Origin of the sequence: Actinomycetospora sp. NBC_00405, assembly GCF_036044095.1 — a bacterium.
Classification (GTDB): domain Bacteria; phylum Actinomycetota; class Actinomycetes; order Mycobacteriales; family Pseudonocardiaceae; genus Actinomycetospora; species Actinomycetospora callitridis.
Genome location: NZ_CP107938.1, coordinates 4,091,856 through 4,108,451, shown reverse-complemented (window position 1 = coordinate 4,108,451; position 16,596 = coordinate 4,091,856). Strand labels below are relative to the sequence as shown.

The following is a 16,596-nucleotide window of genomic DNA, read 5'->3' as shown; positions in this document are numbered from 1 at the left end:
CTCGAGAAGCGGGCGGGGAGGACCGACCCTAGGAACTGCCGAGAAGACACGTCAATACTCAGCGACGCATCTACGCGTTTCGATCACGTGTCGCCGGCGCCTTGGTGCGCGTGACCGCGCCGGGATCGTCACGCCCCGGCCTTCTCCGGCACCGCCTCGACGATCTCCAGCCCGGACGGACCGGCCTCGGCGACGTAGAGCGCGGGAGCGACCAGGTCGCGGGACCCGATCGCGTCCCCCTGCGATCCACGACGTCGTCGTGACAGCGCGCGGCCGTGGTCGGCGGCGTCGCCCTCGGGATCGACGTGCAAGATCCGCGCGTACTGGTGGATCGCCTCGTACACCGTCTCGGACAGGGACGTCACCGGAGGCGCCCACGGCCCGTAGGCGGCGCGGTAGCGGGCCAGCAGGTCGGCGTTGCCCGGGAGCGGGTTGTCCTGGAAGTAGCTCAGCGCCGTCTGCAGCCCGGCGCTGGCACGGGGGCCGATGTGGGCGAGTGTCGACTCCTCGAGCACGAGCGAGACGGTCCGGGTCGAGCCGCGCAGCCCGGCCGCCTCGCTCTGCCGTTCGAACGCCACCTCGTCGGCCCCGACCAGCGTGCTGAGCACCAGGTCGGCACCGGAGAGCTGGATGCGGTCCAGGGTGTCCGAGAAGTCCGTGGTGCCGAGCGGGGCGAGGTCCTCGCCGGCGACCTGTCCTCCCGCCCGCGAGACCGCACGTCGGGCCGCAGCGTGTGCCCCGTGCGACCAGACGTAGGTCTGTCCGACGAAGAACCACCGCCGGGCGTCGGCCCGCCGCATCACCGGTCCCGCGAGGGCGTCGAGCTGGGCCTGCGGACGCTCGCCGAGACGGACGACCGTCGGCGACACGCCACCGCCCTCGTTCACGACGGTGTGCACCACCAGGACCTTGCGTCCGCGGACGGCGCGCCGGACCGCGTCGAAGCTGGCCGAGGTGCTGTTGACGAAGACGACGCGACATCCGAGCCGCACCATGCGTCGCGCCTCGTCGGCGGCCTGGTCGGCGTCGGTGGCGTCGTCGGCGATCACCAGCCGTGCCCGACGGCCCGCGATCCCGCCGTCGGCGTTGATCTCGTCGACGGCGAGCTCGGCCATGAGCTCCGCCGACATCGAGTACACCGCCCCCGTGCCGGAGGCCGACGTGATCACGCCCAGGCGTACCGCCCCGTCGTCGGCGGGCTCGGGCAGCGGGAGGCCCCGACGGTGCAGCAGCCACTGGACGCCTTCGAGCGGCACGCTCGCACGCACCTGAACGCGGGTACGGCGGGCACCCGCCGGCCGGAAGCGCAGGCTGATCCGCCCGCGCCAGGGCTGGGTGTGCTCGATGTCGATGATCGCGCCGGGCACGACCCGGGTCAGACGCCCGAGGATGTCGACGCCCCGGCTCCCGCCTCGCTCGTCGAGGGGCAACTGCATGGAGACGATGGCGCCCGGCGCGACGGCGTCGCACCGTGCACTGAAGAGCCATCCCGTCGCGTGCGCCGACCCGAACAGCGCGAAGACCTCGTGCGGGGCGAGCGACACTGTCTGCTCGGCGGCGACGGTCGTGTACATCGGGCCCCGTTGGCTTCAGGTGCTAGCCGACGCCGCGGTCGCTTTCCCGCGGCGCCGTGGACGTCGCCTGCTCGAGATCCGCGACGCTCGCTCGCATGATCGACTGCAGGTAGGTGAAGGCGTCACGGACGGCGCCGTCGGTGTCGAGGGAGTAGTAGCGATTCCGTCCGACCCGGCGCTCCCGCACGATTCCCGAGGTGCGCAGGACGCGCAAGTGGCTCGAGATCGTCGTGCGGCCGACCGCGCCCACGCGCTCGGTGATGTCGGTGACGGTCAGCTCGCCCTCGTCGCCCAGGGCGCTCAGGATCCGCCGCCGCACGCGGTCCGACAGCGCGTCGAACGCGAGGTTCTCGGACTCCACGGGCTGACTCTAGCATCCGTCGATGGTTGTCGACGTCTCCACGCTGCGCGACGCGTCCCGTCGGCAGCCGCCCTCGGTGATGCTGACCAGCACTCGGTGTCGACAGTCATCACTCTTCTGTCAGCAGAGACGTCTAGGATCGGGCTCCGAAGGGGGTGGCACCCGATGAGCGTGGAGCCGTTGTCGAGCCTGGATCGCAGCACGCTGCGTGAACGTTCGCTGGCTGCGCTCCGCACGGCCATCACCTCGGGGCGCTATCGCCCGGGCGACCACCTCGGCGAGGTCGAGCTCTCCACGCACCTCGGCGTCAGTCGCGGCACCGTCCGCGAGGCCCTCCGGCATCTCCAGCAGGAACGTCTGGTCACGGCCGGCAATCGAGGGATGCTGCGGGTCAACCAGCTCTCCGCCACCGAGGTGCGCGAGCTGTTCAAGGTCCGCGCCGCGCTCGAGGGGCTGGCCGTCACCGAGATCATCAACTCCGGCCACCGTGAGGAGGCGGCGCGGACGCTCCGCGACGCCCTCGCGGACCTCGGTCGCGGCGACTTCGCGGAGCGTGTCGAGGCCGACCTCGGCTTCCACCTGCTGCTCTGCCGTCTCGCCGGCAACTCGATGCTCGTCGAGGCCTGGCGCGCGCTCGAGGGTCGCATCCGGGTGGCAATCATGAACGGCGACGCCGAGGGCTCGCCGGTGATGATGGCCGGCGACCGGCACGCCCCGATCCTCGACGCGATCGAGAGTGGTGAGCCTGCCGACGCCGTGGCGGTCGTCGAGGACCACATGGCCGCGGCCGCCGAGCACTTCGCACCCGCCGCCGACTGAGTCCGACCGGGTCCGCGCTCCGCGCACGGCGGCGGGGAGCGCATCGATCTCCGCCGTCCCGGTACGGCGATCTCCACGTGATCATCGCAGGTCAGAGCGGGTCATCTCGTTGGGTGCTGACTGTTGACAGACGCGTTGTGTGACCTCACCATCGTGTCCAGCAGTTGACTGTTAACAGTCAACCGTCTGGGGAGGCCGACGCGCGGCAGCCGCCCCGTCGAGTCCTCATCGATCAGCGGAGATCACCATGACCGAACGGAACGCGCCACCGGCCGACCCCGGGCCCAGCAACCGCCATCCCGTCGAGGGCACCGCCTCTCGGAAGCGCGTCGCGATCGGCGCCTCGGTGGGCGCCACCATCGAGACCTACGACTTCATCGGCTTCGGGATCGCCGCGGCCCTGTACTTCAACACCGTCTTCTTCCCCGCGAACGACCCGCTGTCGGGGACCCTGCTGTCATTCGCCACGCTCGGCATCGGGTTCGCCGTCCGCCCGCTCGGCGGGATCATCGGCGGCTACCTCGGCGACAAGATCGGCCGCAAGCCGGTGCTCGTCGCGTCGCTGCTGCTGATGGGCGTCGCGACCGTCCTCATCGGCGCCCTGCCCACCTACGACCAGATCGGCGTCTGGGCCGGGGTCCTGCTCGTCCTGGTCCGTGTCGTGCAGGGCCTGGCCTTCGGCGCCGAGTGGGGCGGGGCCATCCTCATGTGCTTCGAGCACGCGCCGTGGCGCAAACGAGGTCTCTACACCGGCATCACCCAGGCCGGCTTCCCGGTCGGTCTGCTGCTGGCCAACCTCGCCTTCCTGGCCAGCGTGCCCCTCGGCGACGACTGGGCGTGGCGGGTGCCCTTCCTGCTCAGCGCGATCCTGATCGTCGTCGGCATCATCATCCGGCTCAAGGTCGAGGAGTCCCCCGAGTTCGAAGAGCTCAAGGACGAGGGCAACATCGCGAAGAACCCCCTGACCGAGGTCCTGCGCAACGACTGGCGCAACATCCTGCGCGCGTTCTGCCTGCGCGTCACCGAGACCGCGGGCTACGCGGTCACGGTCACCTTCGTCCTGTCGTACCTGGTGAGCGAGGAGCTCGCCGACCGCAGCATCAGCCTCACCGCAACGATGATCGCCTCCGCGCTCGGCATCGGCGCCACGATCGGCTGGGGCGCTCTCACCGACCGCGTCGGGCGACGCCCGGTCTATCTCTTCGGCACCATCGTCACGCTGCTGTGGGGCATCCCGCTGTTCCTGCTGCTCAATACCGGCACCGCGGTCGCGGTCGTCCTCGCCTTCGTCGTCAGCTACGCGATCTGCCAGAACTCGCTGGCCGGCGTGCAAGGGGCCTGGTTCTCCGAGCTGTTCGCCGCCCGCACCCGCACCACCGGCGCCTCGCTGGCCTACCAGCTCTCCGCCGTGGTCTCCGGCTTCACCCCGCTCATCGCCACCGCCCTCTTCGCCGGCTTCGGCTGGATCGGCCCCGCCCTGCTCATCTCCTTCTACGGCCTGCTCGGCATCGTCGCGACGCTGCTCACCCGCGAGACCTGGGGGCGCAGCGAGCGCGCCGAGGTGGAGGCTCTCGAGCGGTCGTTGGCCCTGACCTCCCCGGTGCGTGCCGAGGCGGCGTCCGCCGAGTCCACCGCCTCCGGCCGCTGACGGCCCGTCCCTCCGAGGAGGACCTCATGACCTCACTGACCAGCCCCACACCCACCGACACCCCCGCGTCGACCGACCCCGAGCGCATCGCGCGGCTCCGCGACGCCGCCTACCGCATCCGGCGCCACGCCCTGGACATGGGCGAGGTGCAGGGCCAGGGCTACATCGGCCAGGCCCTCGGCGTGGCCGACGTCCTCGCCGTGCTGTTCGGCGACGTGCTCCGGTTCCGCCCGGAGGACCCGGAGTGGCCGGACCGCGATCGCTTCCTGCTCTCCATCGGGCACTACGCGATCGCCGCCTACGCCGCGTTCGCCGAGGCCGGCATCGTCCCGGCCGAGGAGCTCGAGACGTACGGCTCCGACGACTCACGCCTGCCGATGTCGGCCATGGCCTCGTACACCCCGGGCATGGAGATCTCCGGGGGATCGCTGGGCCACGGGCTCGGCGTCGCCACGGGCATGGCCCTCGGCCTGCGGCACCTCGGCAACGACGCCCGCGTGGTGAACCTGCTCTCCGACGGTGAGCTCGACGAGGGCTCCACGTGGGAGGCGGCCATGTCGTGCGCCCACCACGGGCTGTCGAACGTCCTCGCCGTGGTCGACGTCAACGGCCTGCAGGCCGACGGCCCGACCGCGGGCGTGCTGCGGATCGACCCGCTCGAGGACAAGTGGCGCTCCTTCGGATGGAACACCCGGCGGGTCGACGGCAACGACGTCACCGCCCTCGTCGCCGCCGTCGACGAGCTCACCGCGGACCCGACCGGCCCGTCGGTCCTGCTCTGCGACACCCGCCCCGGGTACGGCGTCCCGATGCTCGAGACCCGCGAGAAGGCGCACTTCCTGCGGGTCGAGGAGCACGAGTGGCAGACCGCCCGCGACCAGCTCCTGGAAGGACAGACGCGATGACCACCGCCGCGACCACCGCAGCCCCGAAGAAGAAGCTCACCACCTCGGCGATGATCGCGTCGTTCGCCGACCCCGACCAGCGCACCACCTCCGCCCCCTTCGGGCACGCCCTGGCGCGATTGGCGGAGGAGCGGCCCGAGATCGTCGGGATGTCGGCGGACCTCGCCAAGTACACCGACATGCACATCTTCCGGTCCGCCCACCCGGACCGGTTCTTCCAGATGGGCATGGCCGAGCAGGTGCTGCTCGGCGCGGCCGCCGGGATGGCCGAGGTCGGACTGGTGCCGTTCGCGTCGACCTACTCGGTCTTCGCCACCCGCCGTGCCTACGACTTCCTGTGCCTCGACATCGCCGAGCCCGGGCTCAACGTCAACGTCGTCGGGGGCCTGCCCGGCCTGACCACGGGGTACGGCCCGAGCCACCAGGCCACCGAGGACCTCGCGATCCTGCGCGGCTGCCCCAACCTGACGATCGTCGACCCCTGCGACTCCGTCGACATCGAGGCCGCCGTCCCGGCACTCGCCGCCCATGACGGCCCCACCTACCTGCGGCTGCTGCGCGGGTCGGTGCCCACCGTCCTCGACGAGTACGACTACCGCTTCGAGCTCGGCAAGGCCGCCGAGCTGCGCACCGGACGGGACGTCCTGCTCATCTCCACCGGTCTGATGACCATGCGGGCCCTGCAGGCCGCCGCCCGCCTCGAGGCCGATCACATCGACGTCGCCGTGCTCCACGTGCCGACGATTAAGCCGCTCGATCGCGAGGCCATCGTCCGTGCCGCCCGTTCCGACCGGCTGATCCTGACCTGCGAGAACCACACCGTCATCGGTGGTCTGGGCGAGGCCGTCGCGACCTCGCTGGCCCTCGCCGGCGTGTCCGGCCGCTTCGGACAGATCGGGTTGCCCGACGAGTTCCTCGCCGCCGGCGCCCTGCCCACGCTGCACGACCGCTACGGCCTGTCCACCGACGCCGTCGTCGCCCGGGTCAAGGCCGAGCTGAACGACCGCGCGCCCTGGCCGGCCGACCCCTCGCCGCCGTCCGCCTGACCCGCCCGAACTCCAGGAGATCCCTGTGTCCACGTCCGACCTGACCGCCGTCGTCACCGGCGCCGGTTCCCGCCGCGGCATCGGCCGCGCCACCGCCCACGCCCTCGCCGCCGCCGGCTGGAACATCGCGGTGCTCGACCTCGACGAGGCCGGCGCCAAGGAGACCGCCGACTCGGTAGCCGCCGCGCACGGCGTCGCCGCCCTCGGCGCGGCCTGCGACGTCACCGACGACGCCTCGGTCGACACCGCACTGGCCACCGTCACCGGGGCCCTGCCCCCGGTCGGCGCCGTGGTGAACAACGCCGGCATCACCTCGCCGGTACCGTTCCTCGAGGTCACCGCCGCCGAGTGGGAGCGCGTGTTCGCCGTGAACATCCGCGGCGCCTACAACGTCACCCGCCGCCTCGCGCCCGGCATGGCCGAGCGCGGATTCGGTCGCATCGTCTTCCTCTCGTCGGTCTCCGCGGAACGCGGCGGCGGCGTCTTCGGGGGCGTCGCCTACTCCGCGGCGAAGGCCGGGCAGCTCGGCTTCGCCCGCGCCCTGGCCCGCGAGCTCGGGCCGGCCGGGGTGACGGTCAACAGCGTCGCGCCCGGGCTCATCGACACCGACATCACCGGCGGCGCGCTCGAGGGCGAGCGCAAGACCGCGTTGCTCGCCGGCATCCCCGTCGGCCGCAACGGGCGCGTCGACGACGTCGCCGACCTCATCACCTACCTCTGCCGGGAGGAGACCGGCTACATCACGGGCGCCACGTACGACGTCAACGGCGGATCGCACATCCACTGAGCCCGACCACGACGGGAGCCCGGCGCCGGGGGGCCGCCGGGCTCTCGGACGTCATCCGTTGTGCTTGAGGTCGCCGCCCCGCGGCGCGCGGCACAGTCGCCGCCATGACGACCACGGTGCGAGCTGTCGAGGACATGGACGCGGCGCGGCGGGCGATCGCGCTCCCCGACCGCGTGCCGTCCCCGCTCGGGGGAGATGACCTTCTTCGACGGGGTGCCCAGCGCCGATCCCGGCGACTACGACATGCTCGACCTGAACCGGGCGATCGAGGTGTACCTCAACACCCTGCCCGGTGCCTCACTGGTCGCCATGCCCACGGTTTCCGCAGCGTCGGCCTCGACGGCAACGCGACACTGGGCGTCATCACGCCTCGCGCGAACTCCGGCGCCTTCTTCCTGACCGCCAACACCGCGACGCCCTACGGCGTGATGTTCCTCGACCTCCGCGACGGCCCCCTCGTCCTGGAGAACCCGCCGAACACCCTGTGCGTCATCTTCTGGTTCTGCAACGTCGGCGACCTCGGCCTCGCCGGACCCGACCGGCGCCGGCGGGAAGTACGTGCTGCTGCCGCCGGACCACGACGGCCCCGAACCCGACGGCTACACCGTCTGCACACCCCGACCTTCTCGAACTCGCTGGTCGTGCGCGCCCTCGGCGGTGTCGACGACATCACCAGTACCCGCGTCCACCCGCTGGCGAGAGGCCACCCTCGACCCCGCCGTGAGCGCGAACGACGACGGCAGCGTCGACCTCTTCTTCGGGCCGACCCCGCCGGCCGGCCGGGAGCCGCACTGGTTCACCATCCTGCGGCTCTACGGCCCGCTCGAATCGTGGTTCGACAAGACCTGGCGACCCGGTGAGATCGAGCTGATCCCAGGAGAGAACCGGCCACGACCCGGGCGAGGGATCAGCGCTCGCGCTCGGTTCCGAGCCGGACGGAACGCTTCCCGGTCTCGCTGGTGAGCCACCGTGCGACGTCGGTGAGCTTCATGTTGGTGTCCTGGGAGGACTTGACCAGCATCTGGAACGCGGCCTCGTCGTCGAGGGAGAAGCGTTCCATCAGGATGCCCTTGGCCTGCCCGATCAGGTCGCGGCTGTCCACGGCCCGCTGCAGGTGGTGCGCGGTGTCGGCGCCGTAGAGCAGCACGGCGGCCTGGATGCCGAACAGCCCGGCCAGGGTGCGGGCGTGCTCGTCGAACGCGTCCGCACCGGCCGAGTACAGGTTCAGCGCGGCCCGCGGGCCTCCGTTGGCTGAGAGCTGGGTCGACATCAGCGCCCGGTAACCGGCCTCGACCGCCAGCGGGGCGAACCGCGGCCACCGCCGGGCGTCGCCACCGGCGAGGTCGCGCGCGATCACGATCCCGTCCTCGGGGGGGTCCTCGATCGCCGAGATGCAGGGCCCTTCGTTGAGCTCGCTCTGGGTGCGGTCGAGCTTGCCGATCGTCTCGGTCGTGGGGTGGCGGGTCTCGATGCGTCCGTGGTGGGTGATGGAGATGCTGCCCGCGTCGACTCCGGGGATCGTGGCCACCGCCGAGGTGACGATCTGCCCGAGCGTCTCCTCGAGGTCGCGGATGCTGCGCCGGCTCGCCAGGCCACGGGCGGCCTGGCGCAGGGCGGTGACGAGATCGTCGTGTCGGGAGGAGTTCATGGGGGTCCCACCTCGTGCGTCGCGGCGGGGACGAGCGCCACACATCGACCGTGCTGGTGCGCCGAGCAGAGCCGAAGCGCCATGGGCTGCGATCTGCCCGCCACCCGCAGATGGGTCGGGACGCACATGATCAACGGGACCGCCGGGAGCGCTCGTTCCGAGCGGAGCGCTCCGCGTCCGATCAGCGCCCGTCAGGTCGAACGCCGCGAGGCCCACCGTAGCGCGGATGCGCGCACGACGACGGCACAGCGAGGTCCGGGCTCTTCGCGCAGGTCATCGCCCCCGCAGGGGCGGAGCCGCGGTGGTCGGCGCGCACGAACAGGTCCTCGAGGTAGATGCCGTGGACGCCGTCCCACGTGGAGTAGTTGAGGAACCAGAGCGCGCACCCGACCACGGCGCCGGAGCTCGGTGACGGTCCCGACGTCGGTCGGGGCGATCCGGCGGACACCCACGGCCGGGGGACACTACCCGCGTCGACGGACGGGCGGCCCGCGCTCCTCCGCCGCGAGGGAGGACGTCCATGCCGCTGCATCGCAGTGTCCACGTCCGCGGCCCGGACCAGAATCTGGTCGAGATCAGCAGGTACTGACCCGTCCGGCCCGTTCGACGAGGGAGGCTCTCGATGACCGTCAGCACCGACCGGCACGGCCGCGTCCTCGTCGTGCGGATCGAACGACCCGAGAAGCGCAACGCGATCGACGGGCCGACGGCCCAGGGCATCGACGCCGCCCTCAACGGGTTCCAGGACGACCCCGGGCTGTGGGTCGCGATCCTCACCGGCACGCCGGAGGTGTTCTGCGCCGGCACCGACATCGTCGCCGGCCCCGGCGAGCCGACACCCCGGGGCGGTCCCTACGGCATCATCCGGCGCCGTCACGCCAAGCCGGTGGTGGCGGCCGTCGAGGGGCTCGCGCTCGGTGGCGGCTTCGAGATCGCCATGGCCTGCGACCTCGTGGTCGCCTCCGCCGCGGCGTCCTTCGGCCTGCCCGAGACCCGGCGGGGCCTCGTGGCGAACTCCGGGGCGCTCGGTCGCGCGATGCGGTGCCTGCCGCTCAACGTCGCGCGCGAGCTGCTGCTGACCGGCGCCCGGCTCGACGCGCGGCGGGCCCACGAGATCGGCTTCGTGAACCGGCTCGCCGAACCCGGTGCCGCGGTCGAGGTGGCCCTCGAGCTCGCCGAGGAGATCTGCGTGGCCTCGCCGACCGCGGTCTCGGCGACGTTGGCGGCGCTCGAGGAGCAGTGGTCCGACGCCGAGGACGCGGGCTGGGCGGCGACGCACCGGGCCGAGGTGCGGATCGCCGAGGGCCCCGACAAGCGCGAGGGGTTGGCGGCCTTCGCCGAGAAACGCCCGCCGGTGTGGAGCGACCCGACGCCCTGAGTCGTCACGCCTCGCCCCGGCCCGGGGTGCGGCCGAGAGGAGCACGATGACCCCGCAGGGGCACACGGAGGCGCACGGTCCCCTCGCGGGGATCGTGGTCGTGGCGGTGGAGCAGGCCGTCGCGGCGCCGTTCGCGACCCGCCAGCTCGCCGACCTGGGCGCGGACGTCATCAAGGTCGAGCGCACGGGCGACGGCGACTTCGCCCGCGGCTACGACGCCGCCGTGCGCGGGCAGTCGAGCCATTTCATCTGGCTGAACCGGGGCAAGCGGTCGATCACCCTCGACGTCAGGTCCGACGAGGGACGCCGCACGCTGGGCGAGCTCGTCGCGCGCGCCGACGTCGTGGTCCAGAACCTGGCGCCGGCCGCGGCGCGGCGTCTCGGGATCGACGCGCACACCCTCGCCGCCGAGCACCCCCGGCTGGTCGCGTGCGACGTGTCCGGCTACGGGGCGGGCGGCCCGTACTCGGATCGCAAGGCCTACGACCTGCTCATCCAGTGCGACGCCGGCCTCGTCTCGATCACCGGGACGCCGGACGAGCCGGTGAAGGCCGGCATCTCCATCGCCGACATCGCGGCCGGCATGTACGCCTACACCGGCATCCTCACCGCCCTCTACGACCGCGAGCGGACCGGCCGCGGACGGGCGCTCGAGGTGTCGATGCTCGAGGCGCTCGGCGAGTGGATGGGCTACCCGGAACTCTACGCCCGCTACGGCGGCACGTCGCCCCGCCGGGCGGGCGCCGCACACGCGACGATCGCGCCCTACGGTCCCGTCGCGACGGCGTCGGGACACGTGATCACCATCGGGGTGCAGAACGAGCGCGAGTGGGCCGCCCTGTGCACCGACGTGCTGGAGCACGCGGGCCTGGCCGAGGACCCGCGGTTCCGCGGCAACGCGGCCCGCGCCGAGCACCGCGCGGAGCTCGACGAGGCGATCGAGGGCGTCTTCGCCGGTCTCGACGTGATCGAGGCCGAGCGCCGCCTCGACGCCGCCGGCATCGCCCACGTCCGCCGACGCAGCCTCGACGAGTTCGCCCGGCACCCCCAGCTGCAGGCCCGCGACCGGTGGATGACCGTCGGGACCCCGCAGGGCGACATCGAGATGCTCCGGCCCCCGGTCACGGCGGGGTGGCCGTCGCCGCCCGCCCGTGTCCCGGCGGTCGGTGAGCACGACGACGAGGTGCGCGCGTGGCTGCGCACGACCGACCCATCCCGGGAGGCCGATCACTGATGAGCGCCCCGATCCCGCCCGACCTCGCCGAGCTCGTCCGCGGGTGGTCCCCGGAACCGCTCGTCACCTCGGGCTCCACCGGCGCCTGGACCGTCGGCGCGGTGTCCGGCCTGTTCGACCTGCCCCCCGTCGCGGGCGGCGGGGACGACCTGCCGCCGCTGTGGCACTGGTTCGGGTTCCTCGACCACCCCCGCCAGGACCAGCTCGGCGACGACGGCCACCCGGCGCAGGGCCACTTCATGCCCCCGCTGCCGCACCGCAGGCGCATGATCGCCGGCGGCCGGCTGGAGATCGACGCGCCGATGCGGGTCGACGAGACCCTCGATCGCCACTCCTCGCTGCAGCGCTGCGACGTCAAGTCCGGGCGCAGCGGGCAGATGGTGCTGGTGACCGTCCGGCACGAGTTCGTGCGCGCGGGCACGACGATCGTCACCGAGGAGCAGGACATCGTCTACCGCTCCCAGCCGCCCGGCGAGGCCCGCGGCCTCACCCTCGACGCCCCCGACGAGGCCGCCCCCACGCCCGGAGCGGAGTCGGTGACGCTCACGCCGAGCGAGACGATGCTGTTCCGGTTCTCGGCGCTGACCTACAACACCCACCGCATCCACTACGACCTGCCGTACGTCACGCAGGTCGAGGGCTATCCCGGTCTGGTGGTGCACGGGCCGTTGCTGGCCCTGCAGCTGCTCGAGGTGCCGCGCCGGCACCGTCCGACGGAGCCGGTGCGACGGTTCGACTTCCGCCTCAGCCGCCCCGTCTTCGCCGGCCAGCAGGTCGTCGCCGAGCCCGCGACCGACCAGCCGGACGACGGGCTCGCCCTCCGGGCGGGCGTGCCCGGGACGTCGCCATCGGTCACCGGCACCGTGCGCGGGTAGGCGGCCGGACGGTCGATCGCACACCTGTTCGATGGACACCGACCGGGCTCCCCGGCAGCCTCCGCAGCCATGCGGACCCTGCGGACCTGGCTGGCCCTCCGTCGCGAGGGGCGCGGCCTCAGCCTCCTCGCGGTCGCCCGCGGCTGGAGCTGACCCCCGGGATCAGGCCTCGGGGTCGTCCTGACGGTCCGGGTCGAGGTCGCGGTAGGTGCTGTCGTTGCGCCGGCCGTCGTCGCGGCCGACGCCCTCCTGGCGGTCGAGGCCCATGATCTCCTGCACGAACCGCGCCTTCTGGCGCTGGACCTCGTCCTTGAGGGCGTCGTCCACCGCCGCCCCGAGCGCGGCCTCGACGTCGGCGTCGTCGGGGGGAGGCGTCGCGTCGTCGCCCCGGTCGTCTGCGATGTCCTCGGCCATGCGCGCTCCCCAGGTCGTCGGCCGTCCTGTCCCCGGGGTGCCCGCTCGAGGAGCAGTTCAGCCGGTGGATGTCACCGCGGCGCCGATCCGGGAGGCTGGACCCGGAGACGGCGCCCGGGACCGACCGGCGCCCCGACGAAGGGACGGCGCATGTCGGACGTCAAGGTCGAGCACGAGGTGACGCTGTCGCGCGAGGAGGTGGCCGACTGGCTGGCGGACCTCGCCGACGCCATCCGCGAGGGCGGATCCGCCGAGCTCTCGCTGTCCGGTCCGGTGCTCACCCTGCCGGTCGCGGACGAGATGGACCTCGAGATCGAGGTCGAGATCGACGGCGACGAGGTGGAGCTCGAGATCGAGCTGTCGTGGCGCCGGAGCACCCGGTCGGCGCCCCAGGACGAGGACGAGGACGAGGACGACGAGGAGGACGAGGACACCCAGGAGGAGCCCGCGGCCTCCGCGTCCGTGTCGACCCCCGCCGCGAGCACCTCGGTGACGGCATCGCCGGAAGGTCCCGGGGACGCGGCCACCGAGACCGCCACGTCGGCCACGGACACCGCCACGTCGGCGGCGAACGACGCCACGTCGGCGGCGAACGACGCCACGTCCACGACGCGGTCGACGACCAGGGCGGCGACGAAGGCACCGGCGAAGGCCGCGGGGAAGGCCCCGGCGAAGGCGCCGGCGAAGGCGTCCGCGAAGACCCCGGCCAAGGCCCCCGCCGAGGGCGAGGGCTGAACCGTCCCGTGACGCACGACGGCGCCGTCACGCGGAGGGGACGCGTGACGGCGCCGTTGCGGGCGGACCCGCTCAGGGCGTGATGACGACCTTGAGCGCGAGGTTGGCCGCCGCGTTGGCGAACACGTCGTAGGCCTCGTCGAACTGGTCGAACGTGAAGCGGTGCGTGCCCATCTTCTCCGCCGGGATGCGCCCGGAGGCGACCATCTTCAGCAGCGTCGGGATCGAGACGGTGTCGACCAGGCCCATGGTCAGCGTGACGTTCGAGATCCACATGTCCTGCATGGGCAGCTCGACCGGCGTGCCGTGGACGCCGACGTTGGCGATGGTGCCGCCGGGCCGGACCAGGGACGCCGCGGTCAGCAGCGTCTCGGGGTAGCCGACGGCCTCGATCGCGACGTCGACCCCGAGCCCGTCGGTGAGGCCGATGACGTCGCCGACCGTGCCCGGGCCGACCTCGACGATGTCCGTCGCGCCGAACTCGAGGGCCTTCTCCAGCCGGAACTTGTTCGAGTCGATGGCGATGACCTTCGACGCGCCCCACAGCCCGGTGGTCAGGACGGCGGACAGGCCGACCGCGCCGGCGCCCACCACCGCGACCGTGTTGCCGGGACGCACGCCGCCGGCGAGGACGCCGACCTCGTAACCGGTGGGCAGGGAGTCGGCGAGGAAGATCGCCTGCTCGTCGCTCACCCCGGACGGCACCGCGTAGAGCGAGGTGTCGGCGTAGGGCACGCGGACGAGCTCGGCCTGGGTGCCGTCGATGAGGTGGCCGAAGATCCAGCCGATGCCGCCGACGGTCTGGCAGTGCGAGGGCATCCCTCGCTGGCAGTACTCACAGCGCCCGCACTTCGTGATGGCGGGGACGAGGACGCGGTCGCCGACCGAGAACCCGCGGACGGCGTCGCCGACCTCGGTGATGGTGCCGACGGCCTCGTGGCCGAGGATGCGTCCGTCGGTGACCGCGGCGACGTCACCCTGCAGGATGTGCAGGTCCGTCCCGCAGATGGTGGTGGTCTCGACCTTGACCACGACGTCGGTGGGTTCCTCCACGCGTGCGTCGGGGACGTCCTCCCAGGCCTTGTTGCCCGGACCGTGGTAGACCAGTGCCTTCATGTGTGTGCCGCCTTCGTTGGCTTGCCGCGTCGTCCGCCGACCGACGCTAGTGGCGCAGGACACAGGTGCCTGTCCCATTCCGGGACCATCCGCGTCACGGGCGGGCGTCCAATGTGGATCACTGACCGGGAACCGGGACAGTGCTCATCCCGAGGGCCGGGCATCACGCGATGTAGCTGATCCCGAAGGCGTCGATCTTCCGGTAGAGCGAGGAGCGCGCGATCCCGAGCATCGCCGCCGCCCGGTAGCGGTTGCCGCGGGCCTCGTAGAGGGCCTGGATGATCGCGTCGCACTGGGCGGTCTCGAGCATCGACAGCTTCGGGGCACGGCTCGTGAAGCACAGGGACGGCAGGTCCGGCGCCTGGACGACGCCGACGGGCTTGCGGGCGACGACGTAGCGCAGCACGTCCTCGAGCTCGTTGATGTTGCCCGGCCAGGGATAGCCCTCGAGGACGCGCACCACCTGGTGGGAGAGGCGCAGCGAGCGCCCGGTGGTCATCGTCCGCAGCACCGACTGCGCGATGTCGCCCAGCTCGTCGGCCCGGTAGCGCAGGGCCGGCACCCGCACGGTCTCGTGGAAGTGGCGCAGGAGCAGGCCGTACGGACGGGTGGCATCGACCGACGCGGTGTCGAGGCACCCGACGACGACCACCGGGTCGGCGCGGGCCACCAGCACGCGCAACGACTCGTCGAGCCGGCGTGCGGCGACCGGCCCGAGCGCCTGCACCCCGCGCAGGAGCGCGAGGTGGGGACGGGACGGTGACGTCTGCGCGAGCCCGGCGAGGGGATCGGTCGCGGCCGGGGTGTCGCCGATCCTGGCGCACTCGACGACCGTGACCGCGCCGTCCGGGTGCAGCCGGTGGAACTGCTCGAGAGCCAGCGTGCGCTTGCCGACGCCGGTCTCGCCGAGGAGCACCTGGTGGCGCCGGTGCCCCAGGTTGGCGACGACCTCCTGGCGCGCCCGCAGGTACGGGCTGAGCAGCTCACGGTTGGCGCGGACCCGGGCCTCGGCGTGCGCGCGCTCCGCGGGGGAGCGGTCGTCGCGCAGGGGCGCGGCGAAGTCGCGGCGGGCGGTCGGCGCCACGTGCGAACCCTGCCGGCGGCGCGCCTCGGTCGCGGCCGGGGCCTCGTCGTGCTCGGCCGGTCCGCCGGTGAGCACGCAGCCGACGGGCACGCCGTCCGCCCGGATCTCGTGCACCGCCACCTCGGCGCAGGTCCCGGACGGGAGGTCGACGTGGTGGGGCCGCGGCGGTTCGTCGATCACCAGCGCGGCGAGCGCGCGGTCGCTGAGGGACTGCTGGTCCTCGGGCGCCACGCGCCGGACGCCGCTGCTGACGAGCACGACGTCGCCGTCGGTGGCCACGGCCCACGGCGCGCCGTCCGCGCCCGCCGCGTCGAGGGCGTCGTGCAGCGCGAGCACCCGGGCCCGCCGCCGGCGGTTGCCCTGGTCGTCGACGCGCCGCGCGAGCGCCCGCGCCCACGGCAGGTGGTCGGCGGCGCCGTCGGCGGCGTGGCGGACGACGACCAGCGCCAGGTCGGGCCGCCCCTGTCCGACGGGCGCGGCCGCGGCGGCCAGGGAGCTGAGCTGCGGGTGGAAGTGCTCGGGACCCTCGACGGCCAGCGCCGCCCCCTCGTGCAGCGCGAGGGTCGCCGCCGTCGTGCCCACCGCCGCCTCGGCGTGGCGGTAGCCGGGCACGAGGCGCACGGCATCGAGCAGGTCCGAGAGCGCGGGGTCGCCGTCGCGTCGGACGCGGACGAGACCGTCGGCGTCGACGAGCAGCAGCGACCCGGCGAACTCCGGGTTGTCGGCGTGCGCCTCGTCGAGCACGGCGCCGGCGGCCTCGAGCGGTGTCGCCGGGGGACCGCCGTGGCCGACGAAGGACGCCCCGAGACGCTCGGTGTCGACGGCGTGGGCCCTAGAGCGCTCCCAGGAGGCCAGCACCACCGCGCGGACCGCGCCGTCGCCGACCGCGGACGCGCCGCCGCGCAGGAACCGCCAGCGCGCCGCCTCCACCTCGCGCGCCCCGGTCACGAGAGCGACCGTAGGTCTCCGGGA

General features: G+C 73.0%; 17 protein-coding genes and 1 pseudogene. 11 read left to right on the top strand and 7 right to left on the bottom strand.

Annotated features, from left to right (window positions below):
* Positions 1-128: 128 nt before the first annotated feature.
* Positions 129-1,574, bottom strand: coding sequence for an ABC transporter substrate-binding protein (locus OG774_RS20280; RefSeq protein ID WP_328303734.1), 1,446 nt, complete (start codon positions 1,572-1,574; stop codon positions 129-131).
* Between the two features lie 22 nt (positions 1,575-1,596).
* Entirely contained in the window at positions 1,597-1,935 is a 339-nt protein-coding gene (locus tag OG774_RS20275; protein WP_328303732.1) for an ArsR/SmtB family transcription factor, read from the bottom strand.
* 165 nt (positions 1,936-2,100) lie between these two features.
* Between OG774_RS20275 and OG774_RS20270 the strand changes: the two genes are divergently transcribed.
* From OG774_RS20270 to OG774_RS29850, 7 genes are all read left to right on the top strand, one after another.
* Complete coding sequence (locus OG774_RS20270) at positions 2,101-2,754, top strand: GntR family transcriptional regulator (protein ID WP_328303730.1); 654 nt, start codon at positions 2,101-2,103, stop codon at positions 2,752-2,754.
* Positions 2,755-3,001: 247 nt separating this feature from the next.
* Positions 3,002-4,402 (top strand): MFS transporter, encoded by a 1,401-nt coding sequence (locus tag OG774_RS20265; protein WP_328303728.1) that lies wholly within the window; start codon positions 3,002-3,004, stop codon positions 4,400-4,402.
* Positions 4,403-4,428: 26 nt separating this feature from the next.
* Entirely contained in the window at positions 4,429-5,307 is an 879-nt protein-coding gene (locus OG774_RS20260) for a transketolase (RefSeq protein ID WP_328303726.1), read from the top strand.
* Positions 5,304-6,353, top strand: a complete 1,050-nt coding sequence (locus OG774_RS20255; protein ID WP_328303724.1) for a transketolase family protein — start codon at positions 5,304-5,306, stop codon at positions 6,351-6,353. The genes OG774_RS20260 and OG774_RS20255 overlap by 4 nt, the downstream gene beginning before the upstream one ends.
* A 25-nt stretch (positions 6,354-6,378) precedes the next feature.
* Positions 6,379-7,140: an SDR family NAD(P)-dependent oxidoreductase gene (locus tag OG774_RS20250; RefSeq protein WP_328303722.1), complete on the top strand. Its 762-nt coding sequence runs from the start codon at positions 6,379-6,381 to the stop codon at positions 7,138-7,140.
* Between the two features lie 195 nt (positions 7,141-7,335).
* A complete protein-coding gene (locus OG774_RS20245) occupies positions 7,336-7,539 on the top strand; it encodes a hypothetical protein (RefSeq protein WP_328303720.1) in 204 nt (67 codons plus the stop codon).
* 29 nt (positions 7,540-7,568) lie between these two features.
* Positions 7,569-8,000 carry a hypothetical protein gene (locus tag OG774_RS29850; RefSeq protein WP_442874005.1) on the top strand — a complete coding sequence of 144 codons (432 nt, stop codon included), beginning with the start codon at positions 7,569-7,571 and terminating at the stop codon, positions 7,998-8,000.
* 47 nt (positions 8,001-8,047) lie between these two features.
* On the opposite strand, the gene OG774_RS20240 is transcribed toward OG774_RS29850, so the two are convergent.
* On the bottom strand, positions 8,048-8,788 hold the full coding sequence (locus tag OG774_RS20240) for an ANTAR domain-containing protein (RefSeq protein ID WP_328303718.1): 741 nt from the start codon (positions 8,786-8,788) through the stop codon (positions 8,048-8,050).
* Positions 8,789-9,053: 265 nt separating this feature from the next.
* Positions 9,054-9,188 (bottom strand): annotated as a pseudogene (locus tag OG774_RS20235) (GNAT family N-acetyltransferase); the annotation flags it as partial.
* A 222-nt stretch (positions 9,189-9,410) separates the two neighbouring features.
* Here OG774_RS20235 and OG774_RS20230 point away from each other — a divergent pair.
* The 3 genes from OG774_RS20230 to OG774_RS20220 are packed head-to-tail and all read left to right on the top strand — an operon-like array spanning position 9,411 to position 12,275.
* The gene (locus OG774_RS20230) at positions 9,411-10,166 is read left to right on the top strand and encodes an enoyl-CoA hydratase-related protein (RefSeq protein WP_328303717.1); all 756 of its coding nucleotides are present in this window, start codon (positions 9,411-9,413) and stop codon (positions 10,164-10,166) included.
* Positions 10,167-10,212: 46 nt separating this feature from the next.
* Complete coding sequence (locus OG774_RS20225; RefSeq protein WP_328303715.1) at positions 10,213-11,400, top strand: CaiB/BaiF CoA transferase family protein; 1,188 nt, start codon at positions 10,213-10,215, stop codon at positions 11,398-11,400.
* The gene (locus OG774_RS20220; protein WP_328303713.1) at positions 11,400-12,275 is read left to right on the top strand and encodes an FAS1-like dehydratase domain-containing protein; all 876 of its coding nucleotides are present in this window, start codon (positions 11,400-11,402) and stop codon (positions 12,273-12,275) included. Before OG774_RS20225 ends, OG774_RS20220 begins: the two co-directional genes overlap by 1 nt.
* Positions 12,276-12,437: 162 nt before the next feature.
* On the opposite strand, the gene OG774_RS20215 is transcribed toward OG774_RS20220, so the two are convergent.
* Positions 12,438-12,689, bottom strand: a complete 252-nt coding sequence (locus OG774_RS20215) for a hypothetical protein (protein ID WP_328303711.1) — start codon at positions 12,687-12,689, stop codon at positions 12,438-12,440.
* 150 nt (positions 12,690-12,839) lie between these two features.
* Here OG774_RS20215 and OG774_RS20210 point away from each other — a divergent pair, with 150 nt between their 5' ends.
* Positions 12,840-13,424: an amphi-Trp domain-containing protein gene (locus tag OG774_RS20210; protein WP_328303709.1), complete on the top strand. Its 585-nt coding sequence runs from the start codon at positions 12,840-12,842 to the stop codon at positions 13,422-13,424.
* Positions 13,425-13,496: 72 nt separating this feature from the next.
* On the opposite strand, the gene OG774_RS20205 is transcribed toward OG774_RS20210, so the two are convergent.
* Entirely contained in the window at positions 13,497-14,540 is a 1,044-nt protein-coding gene (locus OG774_RS20205; protein ID WP_328303707.1) for an alcohol dehydrogenase catalytic domain-containing protein, read from the bottom strand.
* A gap of 163 nt (positions 14,541-14,703) precedes the next feature.
* Complete coding sequence (locus tag OG774_RS20200) at positions 14,704-16,572, bottom strand: helix-turn-helix domain-containing protein (protein WP_328303705.1); 1,869 nt, start codon at positions 16,570-16,572, stop codon at positions 14,704-14,706.
* Between the last annotated feature and the right edge of the window lie 24 nt (positions 16,573-16,596).